This is a genomic window from Nocardioides jiangsuensis, from assembly GCF_019679455.1.
GTDB lineage: Bacteria > Actinomycetota > Actinomycetes > Propionibacteriales > Nocardioidaceae > Nocardioides_C > Nocardioides_C jiangsuensis.
Map to the genome: position 1 here is coordinate 1,656,940 of NZ_JAIEZQ010000001.1, position 23,358 is coordinate 1,680,297.

Consider the following 23,358-nt stretch of genomic DNA (forward strand, 5'->3'; position numbering starts at 1 on the left):
CCTGACGTACAGGGCCGGTCATCCCGCGAGGGGTGACCGGCCCTGTCGCATGTCGGGTGGCCGCGACACCTGCCGGGCAGGATGCGCCGGGCCGGGTTACTCGACGAAGACGCGCTCGTCGACGAGCTGTTCCTTGACGCCCTGGCCCTCGGCGTCGAACCGGCCCTGGTCGAACCGCTTCTGGAACTCGAGGTCGACGCCGTCCTTGCCGTTGCGGTTCTTCTCGATGCTGAGCACCGCCCACTGCTTGAAGCGCTCGGCGTTGCCGATGTCGTAGACGAGGTGGTGCCGGGCGACCACGTCGAACTTGTTGTTCAGGATCAGCACGGTGTCGGCCTCGTAGGCGAGGGCCGAGGAGCCGCGCAGGTTGTTCACGCGCAGGCGCTTGCCGGTGGTGAGCCCCTCCTTGTCGGCGGCCACGATCGCCAGGACCGGGATGTCGGTGTCGAGCGCGAGGTCCTTGAGCCCCTCCACGACCACGGTGACCCGGTCGTCATCCGCCGCGGGCGCGTTGGGCACCTTGACCTTCTGCAGGTAGTCGACCACGACGAGCGGCAGCCGGCCGGTCTCGTGCTTGACCTCCTCCACGGCCTCCCGGATCACGTCGAGGGTCGTCGAGCTCCCCGTGGAGCGGTGCAGGATCACCCGGTCGGCGTACCCGGCGACCGTCTCCAGCGCCTTCGTGCCGCCGTCGGTGTCGGCGAGGCGCTCGGCGATCGTGCCCGTGCGCCCGTCCGCGGCCTCGAACGACGCGCGCACCCGGCTCAGGCTCGGGGCCTCGGTGTCGTTGAGGATCCCCGCCTCCATCGCGACCAGCCGGATCAGCAGCGTCTGCGGGTCGTGCTCGAAGGAGAAGAACAGGACCGAGCGCCCGGACAGGGCGACGTTGCGGGCCACCTGGAGTGCCAGGGTGGTCTTGCCGAGGCCCTGCGGTCCCGCGAGCAGGATCAGGTCACCGGAGCGGAAGCCGCCGCCGAGGTGGCGGTCGAGGGCGCCGAACTCGGTCGGCCAGACCCGGGCGGCGGCGTGCGAGCCGGCGCGCAGGCGGCCGTCGGCCTGCTCGAGGACGCCGGTGAGGGACTGAAGCGAAAGGTCCATCTGTTCATGGAAGCACCGGCTCCGGGCTGCTGTGGGGCCTTTGCCGGAATCCGTCACCCGGGGGAGTGGCCCACGGGGCCCCGGGAGCGCTGGCCCCGATTTGGAGGACGACGCCGGTGTCCCCTAGAGTTCTCGCTGAAACCAGAGACCGCCGGTCGTCGGCGTGCCCTGACCCTTCCGGGTCGAGGTGCCCGACTGAAGGTCCCGCGAAGCGGGCGGCCTGCGCAGGTGACACCGAGTGACTTCCGACCCGAGCGGTCGACGTACGCCCTGTGCCTCCTGTGCCAGGGCGTTTTTTCTTCCCGGTCCACGACGCGGCCTCCGGACACGTTCGCAACAAGTGTCGATGAACGGCCGTGATCCCCACGGCGTTCGTGTACGCGGAAGGAGACCCATGGCGCGGCCAGACAAGACAGCAGCCGTCGCAGAGCTCGTGGAGTCGTTCCAGGACTCTGCAGGTGCTGTGCTGACCGAGTACCGCGGTCTCACCGTTAAGCAGCTGCAGGACCTGCGGCGCGCTCTCGGCGAGAACGCCTCTTACGCCGTGGTCAAGAACACGCTCACCCAGCTGGCCGCCTCCGAGGCGGGTGTCGAGGGATTCGACGCCCTGCTCACCGGACCGACCGCCATCGCCTTCATCAACGGCGACGTGGTCGAGGCAGCCAAGGGTCTGCGTGACTTTGCCAAGGCAAACCCCTCTCTCGTGATCAAGGGCGGCGTCCTGGACGGCAAGCCGCTCGACGCGACGGAGATCGCCAAGATCGCTGACCTCGAGTCGCGCGAGGTTCTCCTCGGCAAGCTCGCGGGCGCGATGCTGGCATCGCTCAGCCAGGCCGTCTACCTGCTCAACGCGCCTCTCTCCCAGGCCGCCCGTCTCGCGGGTGCGCTGCAGGAGAAGGCTCAGCAGGACCCGTCGATCCTCCAGGGTGGTGCCGGCGAGCCGGCAACCGCGTCGGATGACGCCTCGAACGAGGCCGAGGAGGACACCGCGGAGGCCCCGGTCACTGACGAGGCTCCCGCGGCCGAGGAGTCGGCTGACGCCGCCTCCGAGGAGACCACCGAGGCTTAACAGGCCCGGGCCGACCAACACCCACACCCGATCCCCGCAGACGCGGGGGTCAGTCACACGGAAGGAAACGCCACCATGGCGAAGCTCACCACCGACGAGCTGCTCGACGCTTTCAAGGAGATGACCCTCCTCGAGCTCAGCGAGTTCGTGAAGCAGTTCGAAGACACCTTCGGCGTCACCGCCGCTGCCCCCGTCGCCGCTGCCGCCGCCCCGGCCGCCGGTGGCGCCGGTGAGGCTGCCGCTGTCGAGGAGCAGGACGAGTTCGACGTCGTCCTCGAGGCTGCCGGCGAGAAGAAGATCAACGTCATCAAGGAGGTGCGCGCGCTCACCAGCCTCGGTCTCAAGGAGGCCAAGGAGCTCGTGGAGTCCGCGCCCAAGGCCATCCTCGAGAAGGTCAACAAGGAAGCCGCCGAGAAGGCCAAGGAGTCCCTCGAGGGCGCCGGCGCCAAGGTGACGGTCAAGTGACCTTGGCTGACGCCTCGCGGTCCTAGACCGCATCGCCGAGACGGCGGTCGTCCCTTCGGGGGCGGCCGCCGTCTTCGCGTTCCACCGCGTTCCCCGCGCTGCCCCGGCCGGGTGCCGCGGGCACCCAGGCCCCCGCCCGCCCGTGTGCCGATCGTGCCGGGTGTGACCGATGTGGCACGGAGGTGACGTTTGAAGGTCTGCCGCGTAACTCGACGCGCGTTTACTCGTTGGTAGGGAAGGGCAGAAGGTGCCGGAGGGGGCACCTTGTGGCTACCCGCGGCTTTCGGGCCACTACGTCGGACAAGGGAGGGCGCGTGGGCGTCGAGATCAAGGTGGACGGGCTCACGAAGTCCTTCGGAAAGCAGCTGATCTGGGGTGACGTCTCCCTGACCATCCCGGCGGGCGAGATCTGCGTGATGCTCGGTCCGTCCGGCACCGGCAAGTCGGTCTTCCTCAAGACCATCATCGGGCTGCTCAAGCCCGACCGGGGCAGCATCGTGATCGAGGGTCTCGACATCGCGAGCTGCTCGGAGAAGGACCTCTACGAGATCCGCAAGCTCTTCGGCGTGCTGTTCCAGGACGGCGCGATGTTCGGGTCGATGAACCTGTACGACAACGTCGCCTTCCCGCTGCGCGAGCACACCAAGAAGTCCGAGTCCGACATCCACAAGATCGTCATGGAGAAGATGGACCTGGTCGGGCTCATCGGTGCCGAGGACAAGCTGCCCGGCGAGATCTCCGGCGGTATGCGCAAGCGCGCCGGCCTGGCCCGCGCCCTCGTGCTCGACCCCGAGATCGTCCTCTTCGACGAGCCCGACTCCGGTCTGGACCCGGTGCGTACGGCGTTCCTCAACCAGCTGATCGTGGACCTCAACGCGCAGATCGACGCGACGTTCCTGATCGTCACCCACGACATCAACACGGCCCGGACCGTGCCGGACAACATCGGCCTGCTCTACCACAAGCACCTCGCCATGTTCGGCCCGCGGGAGATGCTGCTCTCCAGCGAGGAGCCGGTGGTCCGGCAGTTCCTCAACGCCCAGCGTGTCGGCCCGATCGGCATGTCCGAGGAGAAGGACGCCGACGAGCTCGCGCAGGAGAAGGACCAGGAGCTCCCGCCGCTGCCGCCGATCCCGATGCAGCTCGAGCCCTCGAACGGCATCGCCCGGCGCAGCCAGCGCGAGCCGGGGGCCTGGTGCCGAGAGCACGGGGTGACCCCGCCGCCCGGGTCGTTCGACCAGAACATGTCCCTGGCGACCGGGGCCTGACCGATGTCCTCGATCACCTCGTCGAAGGTCCTCGCACCGGTCGGCACCGCGGGCAAGCTCTTCGCCTTCGGTCTCGACGTGGCGCGCGGGCTCTTCAAGCGCCCCTTCCAGCTGCGGGAGTTCCTGCAGCAGGCCTGGTTCATCGCCTCGGTCACGATCGTCCCGACGGCCCTCGTCGCGATCCCGTTCGGTGCGGTCATCGCGCTCCAGGTCGGCGGTCTGATCAAGCAGTTCGGTGCCCAGTCGTTCACCGGCTCCGCCGCGGTGCTGGCCGTGGTCCGCGAGGCCGGGCCGATCGCCACGTCGCTGCTGATCGCCGGCGCCGGCGGGTCCGCGATCGCCGCCGACCTCGGCGCGCGGAAGATCCGCGAGGAGCTCGACGCGATGATGGTGCTCGGCATCGACCCGATCCAGCGGCTCGTCGTACCCCGCGTGCTCGCCACCATGCTCGTCGCGGTCTTCCTCAACGGCCTGGTCAGCGTGGTGGGGGTGGCCGGTGGCTACGTGTTCAACGTGGTCCTCCAGGACGGCACCCCGGGCGCCTACCTCGCGAGCTTCACCGCGCTCGCCCAGCTACCGGACCTGTGGCAGGGCATGGCGAAGGCGCTCGTCTTCGGACTGATCGCCGCGATCGTCGCCGCCTACAAGGGGATGAACGCCGCGGGTGGCCCGAAGGGCGTCGGTGACGCCGTGAACGAGGCGGTCGTCATCACCTTCATGCTCCTGTTCGTCGTCAACTTCGTGATGAGCGCGATCTACTTCCAGCTCGTCCCGCCGAAGACAGGTTGATCGCCATGTCGAGTATGGGAACGACCCTGCGGTCGATCTACCAGAAGCCGCTGAGGTCGCTCGACGGCCTCGGCGCGGAGCTGGCCTTCTACGTGAAGGCGATCGCGTGGACGCCGCGCACCGTCCGCCGCTACAAGAAGGAGATCCTGCGTCTCCTCGCGGAGGTCACCCTCGGCTCCGGCGCGCTCGCCGTGATCGGCGGCACCGTCGGCGTGATCACCGCGATGGCGTTCTTCACCGGCACCGAGGTGGGCCTCCAGGGCTACGCCGCGCTGAACCAGATCGGCACCGCGGCGTTCTCCGGCTTCGTCTCCGCCTACTTCAACACCCGCGAGATCTCGCCGCTGGTGGCCGGGATCGCGCTCGCCGCGACGGTGGGCTGCGGGTTCACCGCCCAGCTCGGCGCGATGCGGATCTCCGAGGAGGTCGACGCGCTCGAGGTGATGGCGATCCCGTCGCTGCCGTTCCTGGTCACCACCCGGATCATCGCCGGGCTGATCGCGATCGTCCCGCTCTACGTGGTGGGCCTGCTCTCGTCGTACTTCGCCACCCGGCTGACCGTCACGCAGTTCTTCGGGCAGAGCGCGGGCACCTACGACCACTACTTCAACGCCTTCCTGCCGCCGGGCGACGTCCTGTGGTCCTTCGGCAAGGTGCTCGTCTTCGCCGTCGTCGTGATCCTCATCCACTGCTACCACGGCTACAACGCCAGCGGCGGCCCCGCCGGAGTGGGCCTGGCCGTGGGCCGCGCCGTGCGGACCTCCATCGTCGCCATCAACGTGATCGACCTGTTCCTGTCCATGGCGATCTGGGGCACCACCACCACCGTCAGGCTGGCGGGGTAGCTGTCATGAACCGTCAGTCCAGAGGCTTCAAGCTGGCCGTCGCGCTCGAGCACCGGGCGTTCGGCGTGGCCTTCCTCGCCCTCCTGCTGCTCTTCGGCTGGCTGACGTACGCCATCTTCAACAAGAAGTTCACCGAGTACGACGAGGTGGCGCTCCGGTCCTCCAAGATCGGCCTGCAGCTCGGCGCGCGCGCCGACGTGAAGATCCGCGGCGTCCAGGTGGGGGAGGTGCTCGCGACCGAGGCGACCCGGGAGGGGGCCACGCTCACGCTGGGCCTCTTCCCCGACTCGATCGACACCATCCCCGCGAACGTGACGGCGCGGATCATCCCCAAGACCCTGTTCGGCGAGAAGTACGTCGCCCTCCAGCTGCCCGCGCGGCCGGACACCGAGCCGATCGCGGCCGGCGACGTGATCGAGCAGAGCGAGGTCAGCATCGAGGTGGAGCGGGTGCTCAACGACCTCTACCCGTTCCTGCGCACGGTCCAGCCGGCCGAGCTGAACTACACGCTGACCGCGATCGCCGACGCGCTCGAGGGCCGGGGCGAGGCGATCGGCAACAACCTGGCCGTCCTGGACGGCTACCTCGAGCGCACCAACCCGCAGCTGCCGGAGCTGGTCGAGGACCTGCGGCTGCTCAGCGAGGTCTCGGACGTGTACCGCTCCGCGGTCCCCGAGATCGCCCGGACGCTGCGCAACAGCGTGACGACGGGCGCCACGTTCATCGAGAAGGAGCAGAAGATCAAGTCCCTGTTCGAGGACGTGGCGAGCCTCTCGTCGACGTCGAAGGACTTCCTGGAGCAGAACGGCGAGAACATCATCCGGCTCGGTGAGCTCGGCGCCGCACAGCTTCCGGTGTTCGCGAAGTACGCGCCCGAGTACCCCTGCCTGCTGGGAGGCATCGTGGGCATCGGCCCCATGCAGGCGGAGGCCTTCCGCGGGTACACCCTGCACATCAACCTCGAGACCCTGCGCAAGCAGCCCCGGGGCTACGGCGCCCAGGACCAGGCGGTGTACGGCGACCGGCGCGGCCCGGCCTGCAACAACCTGCCGAACCCGCCGTGGACCCAGGACAACCTCCCGCCGGACGCGCTGGTGCCCGACATCGTCGACGGCGTCGACGAGCCGACCGGCAAGCAGCGGGTGGCTCCCACGCTCGACCTCACCTCCGGCTTCGCGGGCACCGCCGCCGAGCGCGGCGTGGTGAACTCCGTGGCCGGTCCGGTGCTCGGGATGCCGGCCGCGGAGGTTCCCGACGTGGCGTCGCTGCTGTTCGCGCCGCTGGCCCGCGGGACGGAGGTGGCCGCGCGATGAGCGTCCGTTCCGTGTTCGCCGCCGGCTCCAACCGGGTGCTCGGCGTGGCCTTCCTCGTCCTGCTGCTCACGTTCGTGTGGGGGACGTACGCGATCTTCACCAAGAAGTTCGTCGACGTCGTCCCCGTGACCCTGAAGACCTCCAACATCGGCCTGCAGCTGCCCGCTCTGGCCGACGTCAAGATCCGTGGCGTGATCGTGGGGGAGGTGCGCGAGATCGCCTCCGACGGCGAAGGGGCCCGCCTCGAGCTCGCGCTCGACCCGGCGAAGACCGAGACCATCCCGGCCAACGTGACGGCGCGGATCATCCCCAAGACCCTGTTCGGCGAGAAGTACGTCGCCCTCCAGGTCCCCGCCCGGCCGGACGCCGAGCCGATCGCGGCCGACGACGTGATCGAGGAGGCGGAGGTCTCGATCGAGGTCGAGAAGCTGCTCAACGACCTCTACCCGTTCCTGCGCACGGTCCAGCCGGCCGAGCTGAACTACACGCTGACCGCGATCGCCGACGCGCTCGAGGGCCGGGGCGAGGCGATCGGCAACAACCTGGTCGTGCTCGACCGCTACCTCGAGCGCACCAACCCGCAGCTGCCGGAGCTCATCGAGGACCTGCGGCTGCTGTCCCAGGTGTCCGACGACTACGCCGGTGTGATGCCCGAGCTGGCCCGGCTGCTGCGCAACGGCGTGACGACCGGGAACACGTTCGTGGAGCAGGAGGCGAAGATCCAGGCGCTGTTCAACGACGTCGCCGGGTTCTCCACCACGTCGCGGGACTTCCTGGAGCAGAACGGCGAGAACATCATCCGGCTCGGCGAGGTGAGCGAGGCCCAGCTCCCGCTGTTCGCCGAGTACGCCCCGCAGTACCCCTGCCTGCTCGAGGGGATGGCGGACTGGATCCCCCGGATGAACAGCGGCTGGCGCGGACACACCCTGCACATCAACCTCGAGACGCTCAAGAAGCAGCCGACCGGCTACGGCACCGCCGACGACCCGGAGTACGACGCGAACAACGGCCCGCACTGCGAGACGCTCCCGAGCCCGCCGTACTCCCAGGCCAACCCCGGCCCCCAGCCCCGGATGTCCGAGGTGGACGACGGCGTGGAGGACCCGCACGTGAAGTTCCGACGCCGCCCCGCCCCCGCTCTCGACCTCACCTCCGGCTTCGCCGGGACGGCGGCCGAGCGCTCGGTCGTCGCAGCCCTTGCCGCCCCCGTGATGGGAGTTCCCACCGATGACGTGCCCGACGTGGCGACACTGCTCCTCGGCCCCCTGGCCCGCGGGACGGAGGTGAGCGTGCGATGAGCCTCCTGGACAAGAGGACCGCGAGCGACGCGGTCAAGCTGATGGTGTTCATCGTGGTCACCACGGTCGCGACCAGCCTCCTCGTGATCACGATCGGCAACCTGTCGTTCTCGGCGATGAAGGAGTACAAGGCGGTCTTCAGCGACGCCACCGGCGTCGTGAACGGCGACGACGTGCGGATCGCCGGCGTCAAGGTGGGCAACGTCGAGGACGTCGAGATCGTCGACAAGGACAAGGCGCTGGTCACGTTCAAGGTCGACGCCGACTCGCAGCTCGCCCGGAGCACCCAGGCGCAGATCCGGTACCGCAACCTGGTCGGTCAGCGCTACATCGCGCTGACCCCCGGGGCGGGTTCACCGTCGCTGCTCGCGGACGGCGACACCATCCCGCTCGAGCAGACCACGCCGGCGCTCGACCTGACCGTGCTGTTCAACGGCTTCAAGCCGCTGTTCGAGGCGCTCTCGCCGGAGGACATCAACAAGCTCTCCTACGAGATCATCGCGGTCTTCCAGGGCGAGGGTGGCACGCTCGAGAGCCTGCTCGCGCACACCGCCTCGGTGACCAGCACGCTGGCCAGCCGCGACCAGATCATCGGGCAGCTGATCACCAACCTCAACGAGGTCATGGTGACGCTGGGCGACCGGGACGACGAGCTGTCCAGCCTGCTGATCCGGCTGCGCGAGTTCGTCTCCGGTCTGTCCCAGGACCGCGAGGCGATCCTCGGGTCGCTCGACTCCATCTCAGAGCTCGCCGTCGAGACGTCGGGCCTGGTGACCGGGATCCGGAAGCCGCTGGCCAAGGACGTCAGCGAGCTGCGCCGCCTGACGGGCACCCTCGACGCGAACAAGGGGGAGCTCGACCGGGCGATCAAGGTGCTGCCGATCAAGCTGAACAAGATCGGCGCGACCGCGACCTACGGCTCCTGGTTCAACTTCTACCTGTGCAACTTCGACGGCCGGGTCAAGCTCCCCGGCGGGACCACCGTCCCGGTCGACTACAGCACCGACTCGGCGAGGTGTGATCTCGGATGAGCGTCCCCTTCCGCGAGCGGAACCCCGTGATCGTCGGCGCGGTCAGCCTCGCCGTGATCACCGCGATGATCATGGCCGCCTTCCGCGCCGAGGACCTGCCGCTGATCGGCGGCGGCGACACCTACTACGCGGCCTTCAGCGAGGCCGGTGGCCTCAAGGCCAACGACGAGGTGCGCGTGGCCGGCGTCCGGGTCGGCAAGGTGCAGAGCGTCGACCTCGACGGCGACCACGTGCGCGTCGAGTTCACCGTCGAGCGCGGCGTCGACTTCGGTGCCGAGACCGCGGCGAACATCAAGGTGAAGACGCTCCTCGGCGCCATGTACCTCGCGCTCGACCCGGCGGGCTCCGGTCAGCTCGAGGAGGGCGCGGAGATCCCGCGGGAGCGCACCACGTCGCCGTACGACGTCGTCGACGCGTTCGAGGGGCTGGCCAGCACCTCCGAGCGGATCGACACCGACCGTCTCGCCACCTCCCTCGACACCCTGTCCACGCTCATGCAGGACACCCCCGAGGAGTTCCGGGGCGCGCTGCGCGGGATGTCCGCGCTGTCGCAGAACATCGCGGCCCGCGACGCCCAGCTCAACGAGCTGCTCGGCAACATGCAGAAGGTGTCGAAGGTCCTCGCGGACCGCAACGGCGACCTGGTCACGCTGATGGAGGACGGCGACAAGCTGTTCCGCGCGCTCGTCGCCCGGCGCGAGGCGGTGCACAACCTGCTCGTGGCCACCAGCCAGCTCTCCCGGGAGCTCACGCTCCTGGTGCGCCAGACCCGGGCCGACCTCAAGCCCGCGCTGGACAACCTCGACAGCGTGGTCGACATGCTCAACCGGAACCAGGAGAACCTCGACAACAGCCTGCGGCTGATGGCGCCGTTCTACCGGGTGTTCGCGAACACCCTCGGCACCGGTCCGTGGTTCGACACCTACATCCAGAACCTTCCGCCCGTGCCCCAGATCGGAGGGAACTGACATGAGTGCCGTCTCGAAGCTGGGCGGGCTGACCCGCATCCTCTCGCTGGTCGCCGTCGCGGCCGTCCTGGTCGCCGCCACGCTGACCCTGCTCCCCGGCGAGGAGAAGAAGTACGTCACCGCGAGCTTCCCGCGGACCGTCTCGCTCTACGAGGGCTCCGACGTGCGGATCCTCGGCGTCCCGGTCGGCGAGGTCGAGAGCGTGACCCCGTCGGGCACCGACGTGACCGTGAAGATGTGGTACGACGCCCAGTACAAGGTCCCCGCGGACGCCAAGGCGATCATCATCTCCCCGGCGATCGTGGGCGACCGGTTCGTCCAGCTCACCCCGGTCTTCCAGGGCGGTGACGTGATGGCCGACGACGCCACGATCGACGCCGAGTCCACCTCGACCCCGCTCGAGCTCGACGAGATCTACCGGAGCATCGACGACCTCACCGTCGCGCTGGGCCCCGAGGGCGCCAACAAGGAGGGTGCCCTGACCCGGCTCCTCGACTCGACCGCGCGCAACTTCGCCGGGCAGGGCGAGCAGTTCAACCAGACCATCCAGGACCTCGGCAAGCTCACCGGCACCCTGGAGAACAACAAGGAGGAGCTCTTCGGGACCGCGCAGCAGATCCAGCGCTTCGTCGGCGCGCTCGCGCGCAACGACCAGACGGTCCGGCGGTTCAACCAGTCGCTCGCGGCCGCGGCCGACGTGCTCGAGGGGGAGCGGGACGACCTGGCCGCCTCGCTGCGCAACCTCGGGGTCGCGATGCAGGAGGTCTCCGGCTTCGTCCGGGAGAACCGCTCCGCGCTGACCGAGAACATCGACGGGCTGAACCGGGTCACGAAGATCCTCGTCAAGCAGCGCGACGCGCTGTCGGAGGTGCTCGACGTGGCGCCGCTGACGCTGAACAACCTGTTCCTCACCTACAACCCCGACACCGGCACGCTCGACACCCGGGCCAACCAGGGTGAGCTCGGGGGCCAGATCGAGTCCGACCCGGCCGCGTTCCTGTGCTCGGTGCTCCGGCAGGCCGACCCGAGCGGCGAGTCCTGCTCGGCGGTGCGGGAGGCGCTCCCGCGGGCCGCCGCCCTCGACCGGGGCGCCCCGCAGGACAGACCGACCGAGAGGGTCCCCGTGGAGATCGTCGACAAGTCCCTGGCCGGCCTCGTGGAGGTGAAGTGATGCGCCGCACCACCCCCCGCACCCACCGCACCCGGGCCGGACGCGTCGCCGCGCTGGCCTGCGTCGGCGCCCTCGCGCTGAGCGGCTGCGACTTCAGCGTCTACGACCTGCCGCTCCCGGGCGGTGCGGACCTCGGGGACGACCCCTACTCCGTGCGCGTGCAGTTCCGTGACGTGCTCGACCTGGTCCCGCAGTCCGCGGTCAAGGTCAACGACGTGACCGTGGGCAAGGTCGACGACATCGAGGTCGACGGGTTCACCGCCGAGGTCACCCTGCTGTTGCGCGAGGACGTGAAGCTGCCCCAGAACTCGCTGGCCGAGATCCGGCAGACCAGCCTGCTCGGCGAGAAGTTCGTCTCGCTCGAGGCCCCCGAGACCGGGGCGAGCCGGGACCTGCTCTCCGACGGCGAGCTGATCCCGCTCGAGAGCAGTGGCCGCAACCCTGAGGTGGAGGAGGTGCTCGGCGCGATGTCGCTGCTGCTCAACGGCGGCGGGGTGGCCCAGCTCAAGACCATCGCCACCGAGCTCAACAAGGCCCTGGACGGTCGGGAGAGCGACGTGAAGTCGGTGCTCCGGCAGCTCGACACGTTCATGGGCCAGCTCGACCGGAACAAGCAGGACATCGTCGAGGCGATCGAGAGCCTCAACCGGCTCGCGGTCTCGATCAACAAGCAGCGCGGCTCGATCGAGCTCGCCCTCGACGAGATGCCCCAGGCGCTCGCCTCGATCGACCGGCAGCGCGACGACCTGGTGAAGATGCTGCGCGCGCTCGACGAGCTCAGCGCGGTCGGCACCGACGTGATCCGGCGGTCCAAGACGGCCACGATCAACAGCCTCGAGCTGCTCGACCCGGTGCTCACCAAGCTCGCCGACGCCGGGGACGCGCTGCCCAAGGCGTTCCAGGTCTTCCTCACCTACCCGTTCGTCGACGAGGTGGTCGGGCGCAACCCGGTCCAGGCGGCGAACCTGCACATGGGTGACTACACAAACCTCTCGATCCAGACCGACATCGACCTGACCCAGGGCCTGCCCGACGTCCCCGGCCTGCCCGGCGCACCGGAGATCCCGCTCCCTGACCTGGTCGAGCAGTGCCGGAAGACCCCGGCCAAGCCGATCTGCGACACCCTCGAGGACACCGGGGACAACCTGCCGAACGTGCCGGTCCCCACCGTGGAGAACCCCGACCTGACCGGCGACGGCTCCGGCGGGACCGGCGGCGGTGACGGAGGGTCCGGCGACGGCGGCACCGGCGGGACCGGCGGCGACGGCTCCGGCGACTGCGGCATCCCGCTGCTGTGCCGGACGGCGCCCGGCGGCGCGGCCGGCTCCGGCGGCTCGGGCGGGCCGCGGGACACCATGACCAGCTTCGCGGACCTCGGCTACGACCCGACTCTCAGCGTGCTGCTGACCCAGGGGATGGTGCAGCGATGATCACCCAGCGGACCAAGCTGCAGCTCATCGTCTTCGTGCTGATCACGCTGGTCGGCGTCGCGTACGTCGGCGCCCGCTACGCCCGGCTCGACCGGCTCGTCTTCGACGACTCCTACCGGGTCGTGGCGCACTTCGCCGACTCCGGCGGCATCTTCGAGGGCGCCGAGGTCTCCTACCGCGGCGTCAGCGTCGGCCAGGTCGGCGACATGGTGCTCACCGAGGACGGCGTCGACGTCCTCCTCGACATCGACGACGACAGCGAGAAGATCCCGCTCGACACCAAGGCACTCGTCGGCAACCGTTCGGCGGTGGGGGAGCAGTACGTCGAGCTCCAGCCCAACACCGACTCCGGCCCGTACCTCGGCGAGGACTCCGAGATCGCCATGGACCAGACCGAGACGCCGATCCCGACCACGAAGCTGCTCGTCGACCTCGACAAGATGGTGAACTCGGTCGACAAGGACAGCCTGCGCACCGTGGTCTCCGAGATGGGCAAGGCGTTCAACGGCACCGGTGACGACCTCGGCCAGATCATCGACACGTCGAACTCGTTCATCGAGACCGCGAACGACAACTTCAAGATCACCTCGGCCCTGATCCGCGACAGCAACACCGTGCTCCGGACCCAGCGCGACAGCGCGTCGGACATCCAGAGCTTCGCCCGCGACCTCGCGCTGCTCTCCGACACGCTCGTCGCCAGCGACGGCGACCTGCGCCGCGTGATCGCCAACGGCAGCGCCACGGCGAACGAGCTGCGCCGGTTCATCGAGGAGAACGAGGTCAACCTCGGCCAGCTGATCAACAACCTGATCACCACCGGCGAGGTCACCGTGGCCCACCTCGACGGCATCGAGCAGATCCTCGTGCTCTACCCGTACGTCGTCGAGGGCGGCTACACGGTGGTCGCCAAGGACCCGCAGAGCGGCCTGTACGACGCCCACTTCGGGATGGTCCTCACCGAGGAGCCCAAGGTCTGCCGGGAGGGCTACGAGAGCACCGACGTCCGCGAGCCGCAGGACACCTCGGACCGCCCGATGAACGAGGACGCCCGCTGCACCGAGCCGCAGGCGCAGTCCAACGCCCGAGGCGCGCAGAACGCCCCCCGAGCCGGCACAGCGTACCGGGCCCCTGTGGTGGCCGCGTACGATGCCGGGACGGGGAAGGTCCAGTACACCGACGAGAGCCCGAGCGACGCGATCAGCTACACCGGCGGTGCCGCCTCCGCGTTCGGCGAGGAGTCCTGGAAGTGGCTGCTCCTCCAGCCGCTGGCCGGGCAGCAGGAGCGACCATGACCCACGACCAGCCCCACGCGGGCACCGAGAGCCACGACGACGACCCGGTCGGCCGGGAGTCGCGACGCCCGGTCCTGTCCGCGTCGCTGCGGCGGACGATGGCGGTCGTGCTCACCGTCCTGCTCGTGGTCTCCGCGGGCGTCGGCCTGTGGAGCTTCCAGCAGCTCAGGGAGTCCGACGCCGAGCTCGAGACGCGGGCCGACGTGGCCCGGGTGGCCGAGCAGTTCACGGTCTCGGTGAACAACTACGACTCCGAGTCGGTCGAGGACTACCAGTCCACGGTCAGCCGGATGCTCAGCACCAAGTTCCAGACCGAGTTCGCCAAGGCGATGGAGGACATCGTCGCGTCGGTCCAGCAGGCCCAGATGGACTCGAAGGGAACGGTGCTCGCCTCGGGGGTGGCCACCGTCGACGACGACTCCGCCCGGGTGCTCGTGGTCGCCGACGCCGACGTGAAGACCGTGTTCGACAACCGGCAGCGCCACTTCCGGTGGGAGGTCGCGCTGGTCAAGGTCGACGGCACCTGGCTCGTCGACGACTTCACGCCGGTCGCCTGAGGGAGTGCACACCGACATGAACCCCACCCTGTACGACATCCTCGGCGTCGCCCCCGACGCGAGCCGGGACGAGGTCAAGCACGCCTGGCGCGACGCCGCCGAGCGGTTCGAGCCCGGCTCCGGCGGCTCCACCGCCCAGTTCCGGATGTTCAACGAGGCCGCCGAGGTGCTCCTCGACCCCGAGAGGCGGGCGGAGTACGACGCACGGCTCGCCGCCGCCGAGCCGCGGTCAGGCGGGACCGCCGTACCCCCGGCTGCCCTCCCGACGGCACCGGTGCCGGGCGCGTCGACCGCCACCGTGACCCTGACGAAGGCCGACCCCGCGGACGACCGGGTCGAGCCGAGCCGTGAGCCGGCTCCTCCGGTCGCGGCGGACCGGGTGCCCGACCGGACGCCGGGGGAGCGGGAGACGCAGAAGCGGGGCGTGCCCACCGTGGCTCTGGTCGCCCTCGCCGTGATCACCGCGCTGGTGGTCGGCCTGGCGGCGTACTTCGCGTTCGAGGCCAAGCGGGCCGCGGACTACCGGGAGGCCCTCGACCGGGCTCCGGCAGCCGCCGAGCGTGCCGCGGTCGCCGTGCTCTCCTACGACTACGAGTCGCTCGAGACCGACCGGGACGCGGCGGCGAGGTTCCTCACCGACGACTACGAGAAGACCTACGTCGAGACCTTCGGGCTGGTCGAGGAGAACGCGCCGGACCTGAAGGCGCAGGTCGAGGCGCAGGTGCTGGCGTCCTCGACGATGGTCGTGCCGACCGGTGACCAGGACCCGGACCGGGTGCCGGTGCTGCTGTTCGTCAACCAGACAACGAAGAGCACGGCCAACGACGGCCGCCCGACCACCGCGCTCAACCGGGTGCAGCTGGACATGGAGAACGTCGACGGAACCTGGCTGGTGGACGGGATCACCTCCTACTGACGGCCCCGACCGGAGGCTTCCGCAGGGCGGGCGGCTCGCCCGGTGTGTGGAACTGCTTGACTCGGGGCTCCGATCGGTTCATGCTTTTGCGCAGTTCAGAGCCATCGTTTGTGCGCTCTCGCCGGACCGGTCGACACGACCGGGCCGCGTGATCGAGCCTGATGAGGGCATTCTGCGCTCGGTTGTGCCCTGCGCGCTCTTCGGCTAACATCGATCTTTGCGCCTGCCCTCATATGCTCTCCGCCTGCCCGTGGCTGGACAGTGGTTGGTCGGCGCCATCACCAGATGAGTCCGCGAGCCTTCGGAAGGACCCCTCTTGGCCGCCTCGCGCAACGCCAGCAACACCCTGAACCCCCGCCGTATCTCCTTCGCAAAGATCGATGAGCCTCTCGAGGTTCCTCAGCTCCTTGCCCTGCAGACCAACAGCTTCGACTGGCTGATCGGCAACGAGCGCTGGCAGGAGAACGTCAACCAGCGCCTCGAGAACGGGGAGGACGTCAGCCAGAAGTCCGGACTCCAGGAGATCTTCGAGGAGATCTCCCCGATCCAGGACTTCTCGGACACGATGTCGCTCTCGTTCGAGAACCCCGTCTTCTACGAGCCGAAGTACTCCGTCGACGAGTGCAAGGAGAAGGACTTCACCTACTCCGCGCCGCTCTACGTGTCGGCCGAGTTCATGAACAACGACACCGGTGAGATCAAGGGCCAGACGGTCTTCATGGGGGACTTCCCCCTGATGACCAACAAGGGCACCTTCATCATCAACGGCACCGAGCGCGTGGTGGTCTCGCAGCTCGTCCGTTCCCCGGGCGTGTACTTCGAGCGCACCGCCGACAAGACGTCGGACAAGGACATCTACACCGCGAAGGTCATCCCCTCGCGTGGTGCGTGGCTCGAGTTCGAGATCGACAAGCGCGACATGGTCGGCGTCCGCCTCGACCGCAAGCGCAAGCAGAACGTCACGGTGCTGCTCAAGGCCCTCGGCTGGACCAACGAGCAGATCCGCGAGGAGTTCGGCGAGTACGAGTCGATGATGCTCACGCTCGAGAAGGACCACACCGCGGGCCAGGACGACGCGCTGCTCGACATCTACCGCAAGCTGCGCCCGGGTGAGCCCCCGACGCGCGAGGCCGCGCAGACGCTGCTGGAGAACTACTACTTCAACGGCAAGCGCTACGACCTGGCCAAGGTCGGTCGCTACAAGATCAACAAGAAGCTCGGCGCCACCGAGGCCTTCGACCAGCAGACGCTGACGATCGACGACATCGTCGCCACGATCAAGTTCATCGTCGCGCTGCACGACGGCAAGGACGAGCTCGAGATGCCGGCCGGCCCCGTCGAGGTCCGCGCCGACGACATCGACCACTTCGGCAACCGTCGCATGCGCACGGTCGGCGAGCTGATCCAGAACCAGCTCCGCACGGGCCTCGCCCGCATGGAGCGCGTCGTCCGCGAGCGGATGACCACCCAGGACGTCGAGGCGATCACCCCGCAGAGCCTCATCAACATCCGTCCCGTGGTGGCGGCGCTGAAGGAGTTCTTCGGAACCTCCCAGCTGTCGCAGTTCATGGACCAGACCAACCCGATCGCGGGCCTGACGCACAAGCGTCGTCTGTCCGCGCTCGGCCCCGGTGGTCTGTCCCGTGACCGCGCGGGCTTCGAGGTCCGTGACGTCCACCCGTCGCACTACGGCCGGATGTGCCCGATCGAAACCCCCGAGGGTCCGAACATCGGTCTGATCGGGTCGCTGTCGACGTTCGGCCGGATCAACCCGTTCGGTTTCGTCGAGACGCCCTACCGCAAGGTGGAGAAGGGACGCGTCACCGACAAGATCGACTACCTGACCGCCGACGAGGAGGACCGCTTCGTCATCGCGCAGGCCAACGCGCCGCTGACCGAGGACAAGCGGTTCGCCGAGGAGCGCGTCCTGGTCCGCCAGCGTCACGGCGAGGTCGACGTGATCCCGCGCGACGAGGTGGACTACATGGACGTCTCGCCGCGCCAGATGGTGTCGGTCGCGACCGCCCTGATCCCGTTCCTCGAGCACGACGACGCCAACCGTGCGCTCATGGGCTCCAACATGCAGCGCCAGGCCGTCCCGCTGATCAAGAGCGACGCCCCGCTCGTCGGCACCGGCATGGAGTTCCGTGCCGCCGTCGACGCCGGTGACGTCGTGGTCGCGGACAAGGCCGGCGTGGTCACCGCGGTCTCGGCCGACGCGGTCGAGGTCATGAACGACGACGGGACCTACCAGCTCTACCGGATGCAGAAGTTCAGCCGCTCGAACCAGGGCACCTGCATCAACCAGCGTCCGCTGGTGTCGGAGGGGCAGCGTCTCGAGGTCGGCTCGCCGCTGGCCGACGGTCCGTGCACCGACGAGGGCGAGATGGCTCTCGGCACGAACCTGCTGGTCGCGTTCATGCCGTGGCAGGGCCACAACTACGAGGACGCGATCATCCTCTCCCAGCGTCTGGTGCAGCAGGACGTCCTCACCTCGATCCACATCGAGGAGCACGAGGTCGACGCCCGCGACACCAAGCTGGGCCCGGAGGAGATCACCCGCGACATCCCGAACGTCAGCGAGGAGATGCTCGCCGACCTCGACGAGCGCGGCATCATCCGGATCGGCGCGGAGGTCACCACCGGTGACATCCTCGTCGGCAAGGTGACGCCGAAGGGTGAGACCGAGCTGACCCCCGAGGAGCGTCTGCTCCGCGCGATCTTCGGCGAGAAGGCGCGCGAGGTGCGCGACACCTCGATGAAGGTCCCGCACGGTGAGTCCGGAACCGTCATCGGCGTCCGGGTCTTCGACCGCGAGGACGGCGACGAGCTGCCCCCGGGCGTGAACCAGCTGGTCCGCGTCTACGTGGCGCAGAAGCGCAAGATCTCCGTGGGTGACAAGCTCGCCGGCCGTCACGGCAACAAGGGCGTCATCTCGAAGATCCTGCCCGTCGAGGACATGCCGTTCCTCGAGGACGGCACCCCGGTGGACGTCGTGCTGAACCCGCTCGGTGTGCCCGGTCGTATGAACATCGGACAGATCCTCGAGATCCACCTCGGCTGGCTGGCCAAGACCGGCTGGGAGGTCGAGGGTGACGACGAGGACTGGAAGAAGCGCCTGATCCAGATCCACGCCGAGTCGGCCCCCGCCGACTCCAACGTCGCGACCCCGGTGTTCGACGGTGCCCGCGAGGACGAGATCGTCGGTCTGCTCGGCTCGACCCTGCCCAACCGCGACGGCGTCCGCGTCGTCAAGGAGAACGGCAAGGCGCAGCTGTTCGACGGTCGCTCCGGCGAGCCGTTCCCGGACCCGGTGTCGGTCGGCTACATGTACATCCTCAAGCTGCACCACCTGGTCGACGACAAGATCCACGCTCGTTCGACCGGGCCGTACTCGATGATCACCCAGCAGCCGCTCGGTGGTAAGGCGCAGTTCGGTGGTCAGCGTTTCGGTGAGATGGAGGTCTGGGCGATGGAGGCGTACGGCGCCGCCTACGCCCTCCAGGAGCTCCTCACCATCAAGTCCGACGACGTGCCTGGTCGCGTCAAGGTCTACGAGGCGATCGTGAAGGGCGAGAACATCCCCGACTCCGGTATCCCCGAGTCGTTCAAGGTTCTCGTGAAGGAGATGCAGTCGCTCTGCCTGAACGTCGAGGTCCTCTCGCAGGACGGTTCGGCGATCGAGATGCGTGACGCCGAGGAAGACGTCTTCCGGGCGGCCGAGGAGCTCGGCATCGACCTGTCCCGCCGCGAGCCCAGCAGCGTCGAAGAAGTGTGAGCCACCCGGGCGTCCGTCGTACGGCGGACGCCCGGGACTCCCTCAACAGACATAGCAACCACCGAAATTTACGAGAGAGAAGCCACTGTGCTCGACGTGAACTTCTTCGACCAGCTGAAGATCGGCCTGGCCACCGCTGACGACATCCGTCAGTGGAGCCACGGCGAGGTCAAGAAGCCGGAGACGATCAACTACCGCACGCTCAAGCCCGAGCGTGACGGTCTCTTCTGCGAGAAGATCTTCGGTCCCACCCGGGACTGGGAGTGCTACTGCGGCAAGTACAAGCGCGTGCGCTTCAAGGGCATCATCTGCGAGCGCTGCGGCGTCGAGGTGACCCGCTCCAAGGTGCGTCGCGAGCGCATGGGCCACATCGAGCTCGCCGCTCCCGTGACCCACATCTGGTACTTCAAGGGTGTCCCGAGCCGTCTGGGCTACCTGCTCGACCTCGCCCCGAAGGACCTCGAGAAGGTCATCTACTTCGCGGCGTACATGATCACCTCGGTCGACGAGGACGCCCGTCACCGCGACCTGTCCTCGCTCGAGGGCAAGGTGGACCTCGAGCGCAAGCGCCTCGAGGGCCGTCGCGACACCTCGATCGACGACCGCGCCAAGAAGCTCGAGGAGGACCTCGCGGCCCTGGAGGCCGAGGGTGCCAAGGCCGACGCGCGTCGCAAGGTCAAGGACGGCGCCGAGCGGGAGATGAAGCAGCTGCGTGACCGTGCGCAGCGCGAGATCGACCGTCTCGACGAGGTCTGGAGCCGCTTCAAGAACCTCAAGGTCCAGGACCTCGAGGGCGACGAGATGCTCTACCGCGAGATGAAGACGTGGTTCGGCAAGTACTTCGAGGGTCACATGGGCGCCGCGGCGATCCAGAAGCGCCTCGAGGACTTCGACCTCGACGCCGAGGTGGAGAACCTGCGCGAGACCATCGCCAACGGCAAGGGTCAGCGCAAGGTCCGCGCGCTCAAGCGGCTCAAGGTGGTCGAGGCGTTCCGCAAGACCAACAACAGCCCGCGCGGCATGGTCCTCGACGCGGTCCCGGTCATCCCGCCGGACCTGCGTCCGATGGTGCAGCTCGACGGTGGCCGCTTCGCGACCTCCGACCTCAACGACCTGTACCGCCGCGTGATCAACCGGAACAACCGGCTCAAGCGTCTGCTCGACCTCGGTGCCCCCGAGATCATCGTGAACAACGAGAAGCGGATGCTCCAGGAGGCCGTCGACTCGCTGTTCGACAACGGCCGCCGTGGCCGGCCGGTCACCGGTCCGGGCAACCGGCCGCTGAAGTCGCTGTCCGACATGCTCAAGGGCAAGCAGGGCCGCTTCCGTCAGAACCTGCTCGGCAAGCGCGTCGACTACTCCGGCCGTTCGGTCATCGTGGTCGGTCCGCAGCTCAAGCTGCACCAGTGCGGTCTGCCCAAGCAGATGGCGCTCGAGCTGTTCAAGCCGTTCGTGATGAAGCGCCTGGTCGACCTGAACCACGCGCAGAACATCAAGAGCGCCAAGCGGATGGTCGAGCGCGCCCGCCCGGTCGTGTGGGACGTCCTCGAAGAGGTCATCACCGAGCACCCGGTGCTGCTGAACCGTGCACCCACCCTGCACCGTCTCGGCATCCAGGCGTTCGAGCCGCAGCTGATCGAGGGCAAGGCCATCCAGATCCACCCGCTCGTCTGCTCGGCGTTCAACGCCGACTTCGACGGTGACCAGATGGCGGTGCACCTGCCGCTGTCGGCGGAGGCCCAGGCCGAGGCTCGCATCCTGATGCTCTCGACCAACAACATCCTCAAGCCGTCCGACGGCCGCCCGGTGACCATGCCGACCCAGGACATGATCATCGGCCTGTACTTCCTCACGAACCGTGACGAAGAGCGGGAGATGCCCGGCGACGGCCGCGTGTTCTCCTCCACGTCCGAGGCCATCATGGCGCTCGACCACGCGGAGATCACGCTGCAGAGCAAGGTCAAGATCCGGTTCCCCGAGATCGTGCCGCCCGCCGGCTACGCCCTGCCCGAGGGCTGGGAGCAGGGTCAGCCGCTGATCCTGGAGACCACGCTCGGTCGCGCGCTCTTCAACGAGGCGCTTCCGGCCGACTACGCCTTCGTGAACTACGAGGTCGGCAAGAAGCAGCTCGGCGTGATCGTCAACGACCTCGCGGAGCGCTACACCAAGGTCGAGGTCGCCACCGCGCTGGACGCGCTGAAGGACACCGGCTTCCACTGGGCCACCCGCTCCGGTGTGACCGTCTCGATCGAGGACGTCGTCACCCCGCCGCGCAAGGCCGAGATCCTCGAGGTCTTCGAGGAGCAGGCGAAGAAGGTCCAGACGCAGTTCGAGCGCGGCCTGATCACCGACGACGAGCGTCGCCAGGAGCTCATCGAGATCTGGACGCAGGCATCGAACAAGGTCGCCGACGAGCTCGAGACCACGTTCGAGAAGAGCAACCCGATCTACATGATGGTGCACTCGGGTGCCCGCGGAAACATGATGCAGGTCCGTCAGATCGCCGCCATGCGTGGTCTGGTGGCGAACCCGAAGGGCGACATCATCCCGCGGCCGATCAAGTCGAACTTCCGCGAGGGTCTGTCGGTGCTGGAGTACTTCATCGCCAGCCACGGTGCCCGTAAGGGTCTGGCCGACACCGCGCTGCGTACCGCCGACTCGGGTTACCTGACCCGTCGTCTGGTGGACGTCTCGCAGGACGTCATCATCCGTGAGGACGACTGCGGCACCGAGCGCGGCCTGCCCAAGAAGATCGGCGAGCGTCTCGAGAACGGGCGCGTGGTCAAGGCGGAGAACGCCGAGACCGCGGCGTACGCCCGCTCGGCCGCTGTCGAGGTCACCCACCCGGAGACCGGCGAGGTCCTCGCCACCGCCGGGGAGGACCTGGGCGACGTCAAGATCAACGAGCTCGTGAACGCCGGCATCGAGGAGGTCAAGGTCCGCTCCGTGCTGACCTGTGACGCCAAGACCGGCACCTGCGCCAAGTGCTACGGCCGCTCGTTGGCCACCGGCAAGCTCGTCGACATCGGTGAGGCCGTCGGCATCATCGCGGCGCAGTCCATCGGTGAGCCCGGCACGCAGCTGACGATGCGTACCTTCCACACCGGTGGTGTGGCGTCGGCCGACGACATCACGCAGGGTCTGCCCCGTGTGGTCGAGCTGTTCGAGGCGCGTCAGCCCAAGGGCCGTGCGCCGATCACCGAGGCGGCCGGTCGGGTCACCATCGAGGAGACCGACAAGGCCAAGAAGGTGCTGGTCACCCCGGACGACGGCTCCGAGGTCCAGGAGTACCCGGTCAGCAAGCGCTCGCGCCTGACCATCGGCGAGGGAGACCACGTCGAGGTCGGCCAGCAGCTGACGCAGGGTACGCCGGACCCGCAGGAGGTCCTGCGCATCCTGGGTGTCCGCAAGGCGCAGGAGCACCTCGTGGACGAGGTCCAGGCTGTGTACCGCAGCCAGGGCGTGGCCATCCACGACAAGCACATCGAGATCATCGTGCGCCAGATGCTCCGCCGCGTCACGGTCATCGAGTCCGGTGACACGAAGCTGCTCCCGTCCGACCTGGTCGACCGGGTGCGCTTCGAGGAGGAGAACCGTCGCGTCGTCTCCGAGGGCGGCAAGCCCGCCTCGGGTCGTCCGGTGCTGATGGGTATCACCAAGGCGTCGCTGGCCACCGAGTCGTGGCTGTCGGCGGCCTCCTTCCAGGAGACGACCCGGGTCCTCACCGACGCGGCGATCAACGGCAAGTCCGACTCGCTGCTCGGCCTGAAGGAGAACGTGATCATCGGAAAGCTGATCCCGGCCGGAACCGGTCTCGAGCGGTACCGCAACATCCGGGTGGAGCCGACCGAGGAGGCGCGTGCGAACGCGTACTCCGTGACCGGCTACGAGAACTACGACTACGACTTCGGCAACACCGCCGGTGGTCAGGCCGTGGCGCTCGACGACTTCGACTTCGGTTCCTACCAGAACTGACGTCGACAGCCTGCAGACGTCGGCCCCGGGTCCCGCACAGGGACCCGGGGCCGACGCCGTTCTGCGGTGAACCGGCCGGCGCAGCCCAGCCGTGC

Annotated in this window: 17 protein-coding genes; 16 read left to right on the forward strand and 1 reads right to left on the reverse strand. The window is 68.5% G+C overall.

The window, feature by feature from the left end:
- Positions 1–96: 96 nt before the first annotated feature.
- A complete protein-coding gene (locus K1X13_RS07820; protein ID WP_221024364.1) occupies positions 97–1,098 on the reverse strand; it encodes a DnaB-like helicase C-terminal domain-containing protein in 1,002 nt (333 codons plus the stop codon).
- 394 nt (positions 1,099–1,492) lie between these two features.
- Here K1X13_RS07820 and rplJ point away from each other — a divergent pair, with 394 nt between their 5' ends.
- The 16 genes from rplJ (at position 1,493) to K1X13_RS07900 (ending at position 23,263) form a co-directional block, all read left to right on the forward strand.
- The gene (gene rplJ, locus K1X13_RS07825; protein WP_221024365.1) at positions 1,493–2,167 is read left to right on the forward strand and encodes a 50S ribosomal protein L10; all 675 of its coding nucleotides are present in this window, start codon (positions 1,493–1,495) and stop codon (positions 2,165–2,167) included.
- A 75-nt stretch (positions 2,168–2,242) separates the two neighbouring features.
- Positions 2,243–2,632, forward strand: a complete 390-nt coding sequence (gene rplL / locus K1X13_RS07830; protein ID WP_221024366.1) for a 50S ribosomal protein L7/L12 — start codon at positions 2,243–2,245, stop codon at positions 2,630–2,632.
- Between the two features lie 314 nt (positions 2,633–2,946).
- The gene (locus K1X13_RS07835) at positions 2,947–3,900 is read left to right on the forward strand and encodes an ABC transporter ATP-binding protein (RefSeq protein ID WP_221024367.1); all 954 of its coding nucleotides are present in this window, start codon (positions 2,947–2,949) and stop codon (positions 3,898–3,900) included.
- Positions 3,901–3,903: 3 nt separating this feature from the next.
- The gene (locus K1X13_RS07840; protein ID WP_221024368.1) at positions 3,904–4,689 is read left to right on the forward strand and encodes an MlaE family ABC transporter permease; all 786 of its coding nucleotides are present in this window, start codon (positions 3,904–3,906) and stop codon (positions 4,687–4,689) included.
- Between the two features lie 14 nt (positions 4,690–4,703).
- Positions 4,704–5,534: an MlaE family ABC transporter permease gene (locus K1X13_RS07845; RefSeq protein WP_221024652.1), complete on the forward strand. Its 831-nt coding sequence runs from the start codon at positions 4,704–4,706 to the stop codon at positions 5,532–5,534.
- 5 nt (positions 5,535–5,539) lie between these two features.
- Positions 5,540–6,847: an MCE family protein gene (locus tag K1X13_RS07850; protein WP_221024369.1), complete on the forward strand. Its 1,308-nt coding sequence runs from the start codon at positions 5,540–5,542 to the stop codon at positions 6,845–6,847.
- Entirely contained in the window at positions 6,844–8,145 is a 1,302-nt protein-coding gene (locus tag K1X13_RS07855) for an MCE family protein (protein WP_221024370.1), read from the forward strand. Before K1X13_RS07850 ends, K1X13_RS07855 begins: the two co-directional genes overlap by 4 nt.
- The gene (locus tag K1X13_RS07860) at positions 8,142–9,176 is read left to right on the forward strand and encodes an MCE family protein (protein ID WP_221024371.1); all 1,035 of its coding nucleotides are present in this window, start codon (positions 8,142–8,144) and stop codon (positions 9,174–9,176) included. Before K1X13_RS07855 ends, K1X13_RS07860 begins: the two co-directional genes overlap by 4 nt.
- Complete coding sequence (locus K1X13_RS07865; protein ID WP_221024372.1) at positions 9,173–10,144, forward strand: MCE family protein; 972 nt, start codon at positions 9,173–9,175, stop codon at positions 10,142–10,144. The genes K1X13_RS07860 and K1X13_RS07865 overlap by 4 nt, the downstream gene beginning before the upstream one ends.
- A 1-nt stretch (position 10,145) precedes the next feature.
- On the forward strand, positions 10,146–11,315 hold the full coding sequence (locus K1X13_RS07870; protein ID WP_221024373.1) for an MCE family protein: 1,170 nt from the start codon (positions 10,146–10,148) through the stop codon (positions 11,313–11,315).
- Positions 11,315–12,745 carry an MCE family protein gene (locus K1X13_RS07875; protein ID WP_221024374.1) on the forward strand — a complete coding sequence of 477 codons (1,431 nt, stop codon included), beginning with the start codon at positions 11,315–11,317 and terminating at the stop codon, positions 12,743–12,745. The genes K1X13_RS07870 and K1X13_RS07875 overlap by 1 nt, the downstream gene beginning before the upstream one ends.
- Positions 12,742–14,037, forward strand: coding sequence for an MCE family protein (locus K1X13_RS07880; RefSeq protein WP_221024375.1), 1,296 nt, complete (start codon positions 12,742–12,744; stop codon positions 14,035–14,037). The genes K1X13_RS07875 and K1X13_RS07880 overlap by 4 nt, the downstream gene beginning before the upstream one ends.
- Complete coding sequence (locus tag K1X13_RS07885; protein ID WP_221024376.1) at positions 14,034–14,594, forward strand: Rv1363c family protein; 561 nt, start codon at positions 14,034–14,036, stop codon at positions 14,592–14,594. The genes K1X13_RS07880 and K1X13_RS07885 overlap by 4 nt, the downstream gene beginning before the upstream one ends.
- Positions 14,595–14,610: 16 nt before the next feature.
- A complete protein-coding gene (locus tag K1X13_RS07890; RefSeq protein ID WP_221024377.1) occupies positions 14,611–15,510 on the forward strand; it encodes a J domain-containing protein in 900 nt (299 codons plus the stop codon).
- Positions 15,511–15,826: 316 nt separating this feature from the next.
- Positions 15,827–19,288: a DNA-directed RNA polymerase subunit beta gene (gene rpoB / locus K1X13_RS07895; protein WP_221024378.1), complete on the forward strand. Its 3,462-nt coding sequence runs from the start codon at positions 15,827–15,829 to the stop codon at positions 19,286–19,288.
- Between the two features lie 87 nt (positions 19,289–19,375).
- Positions 19,376–23,263, forward strand: coding sequence for a DNA-directed RNA polymerase subunit beta' (locus K1X13_RS07900; RefSeq protein WP_221024379.1), 3,888 nt, complete (start codon positions 19,376–19,378; stop codon positions 23,261–23,263).
- Positions 23,264–23,358 lie beyond the last annotated feature (95 nt).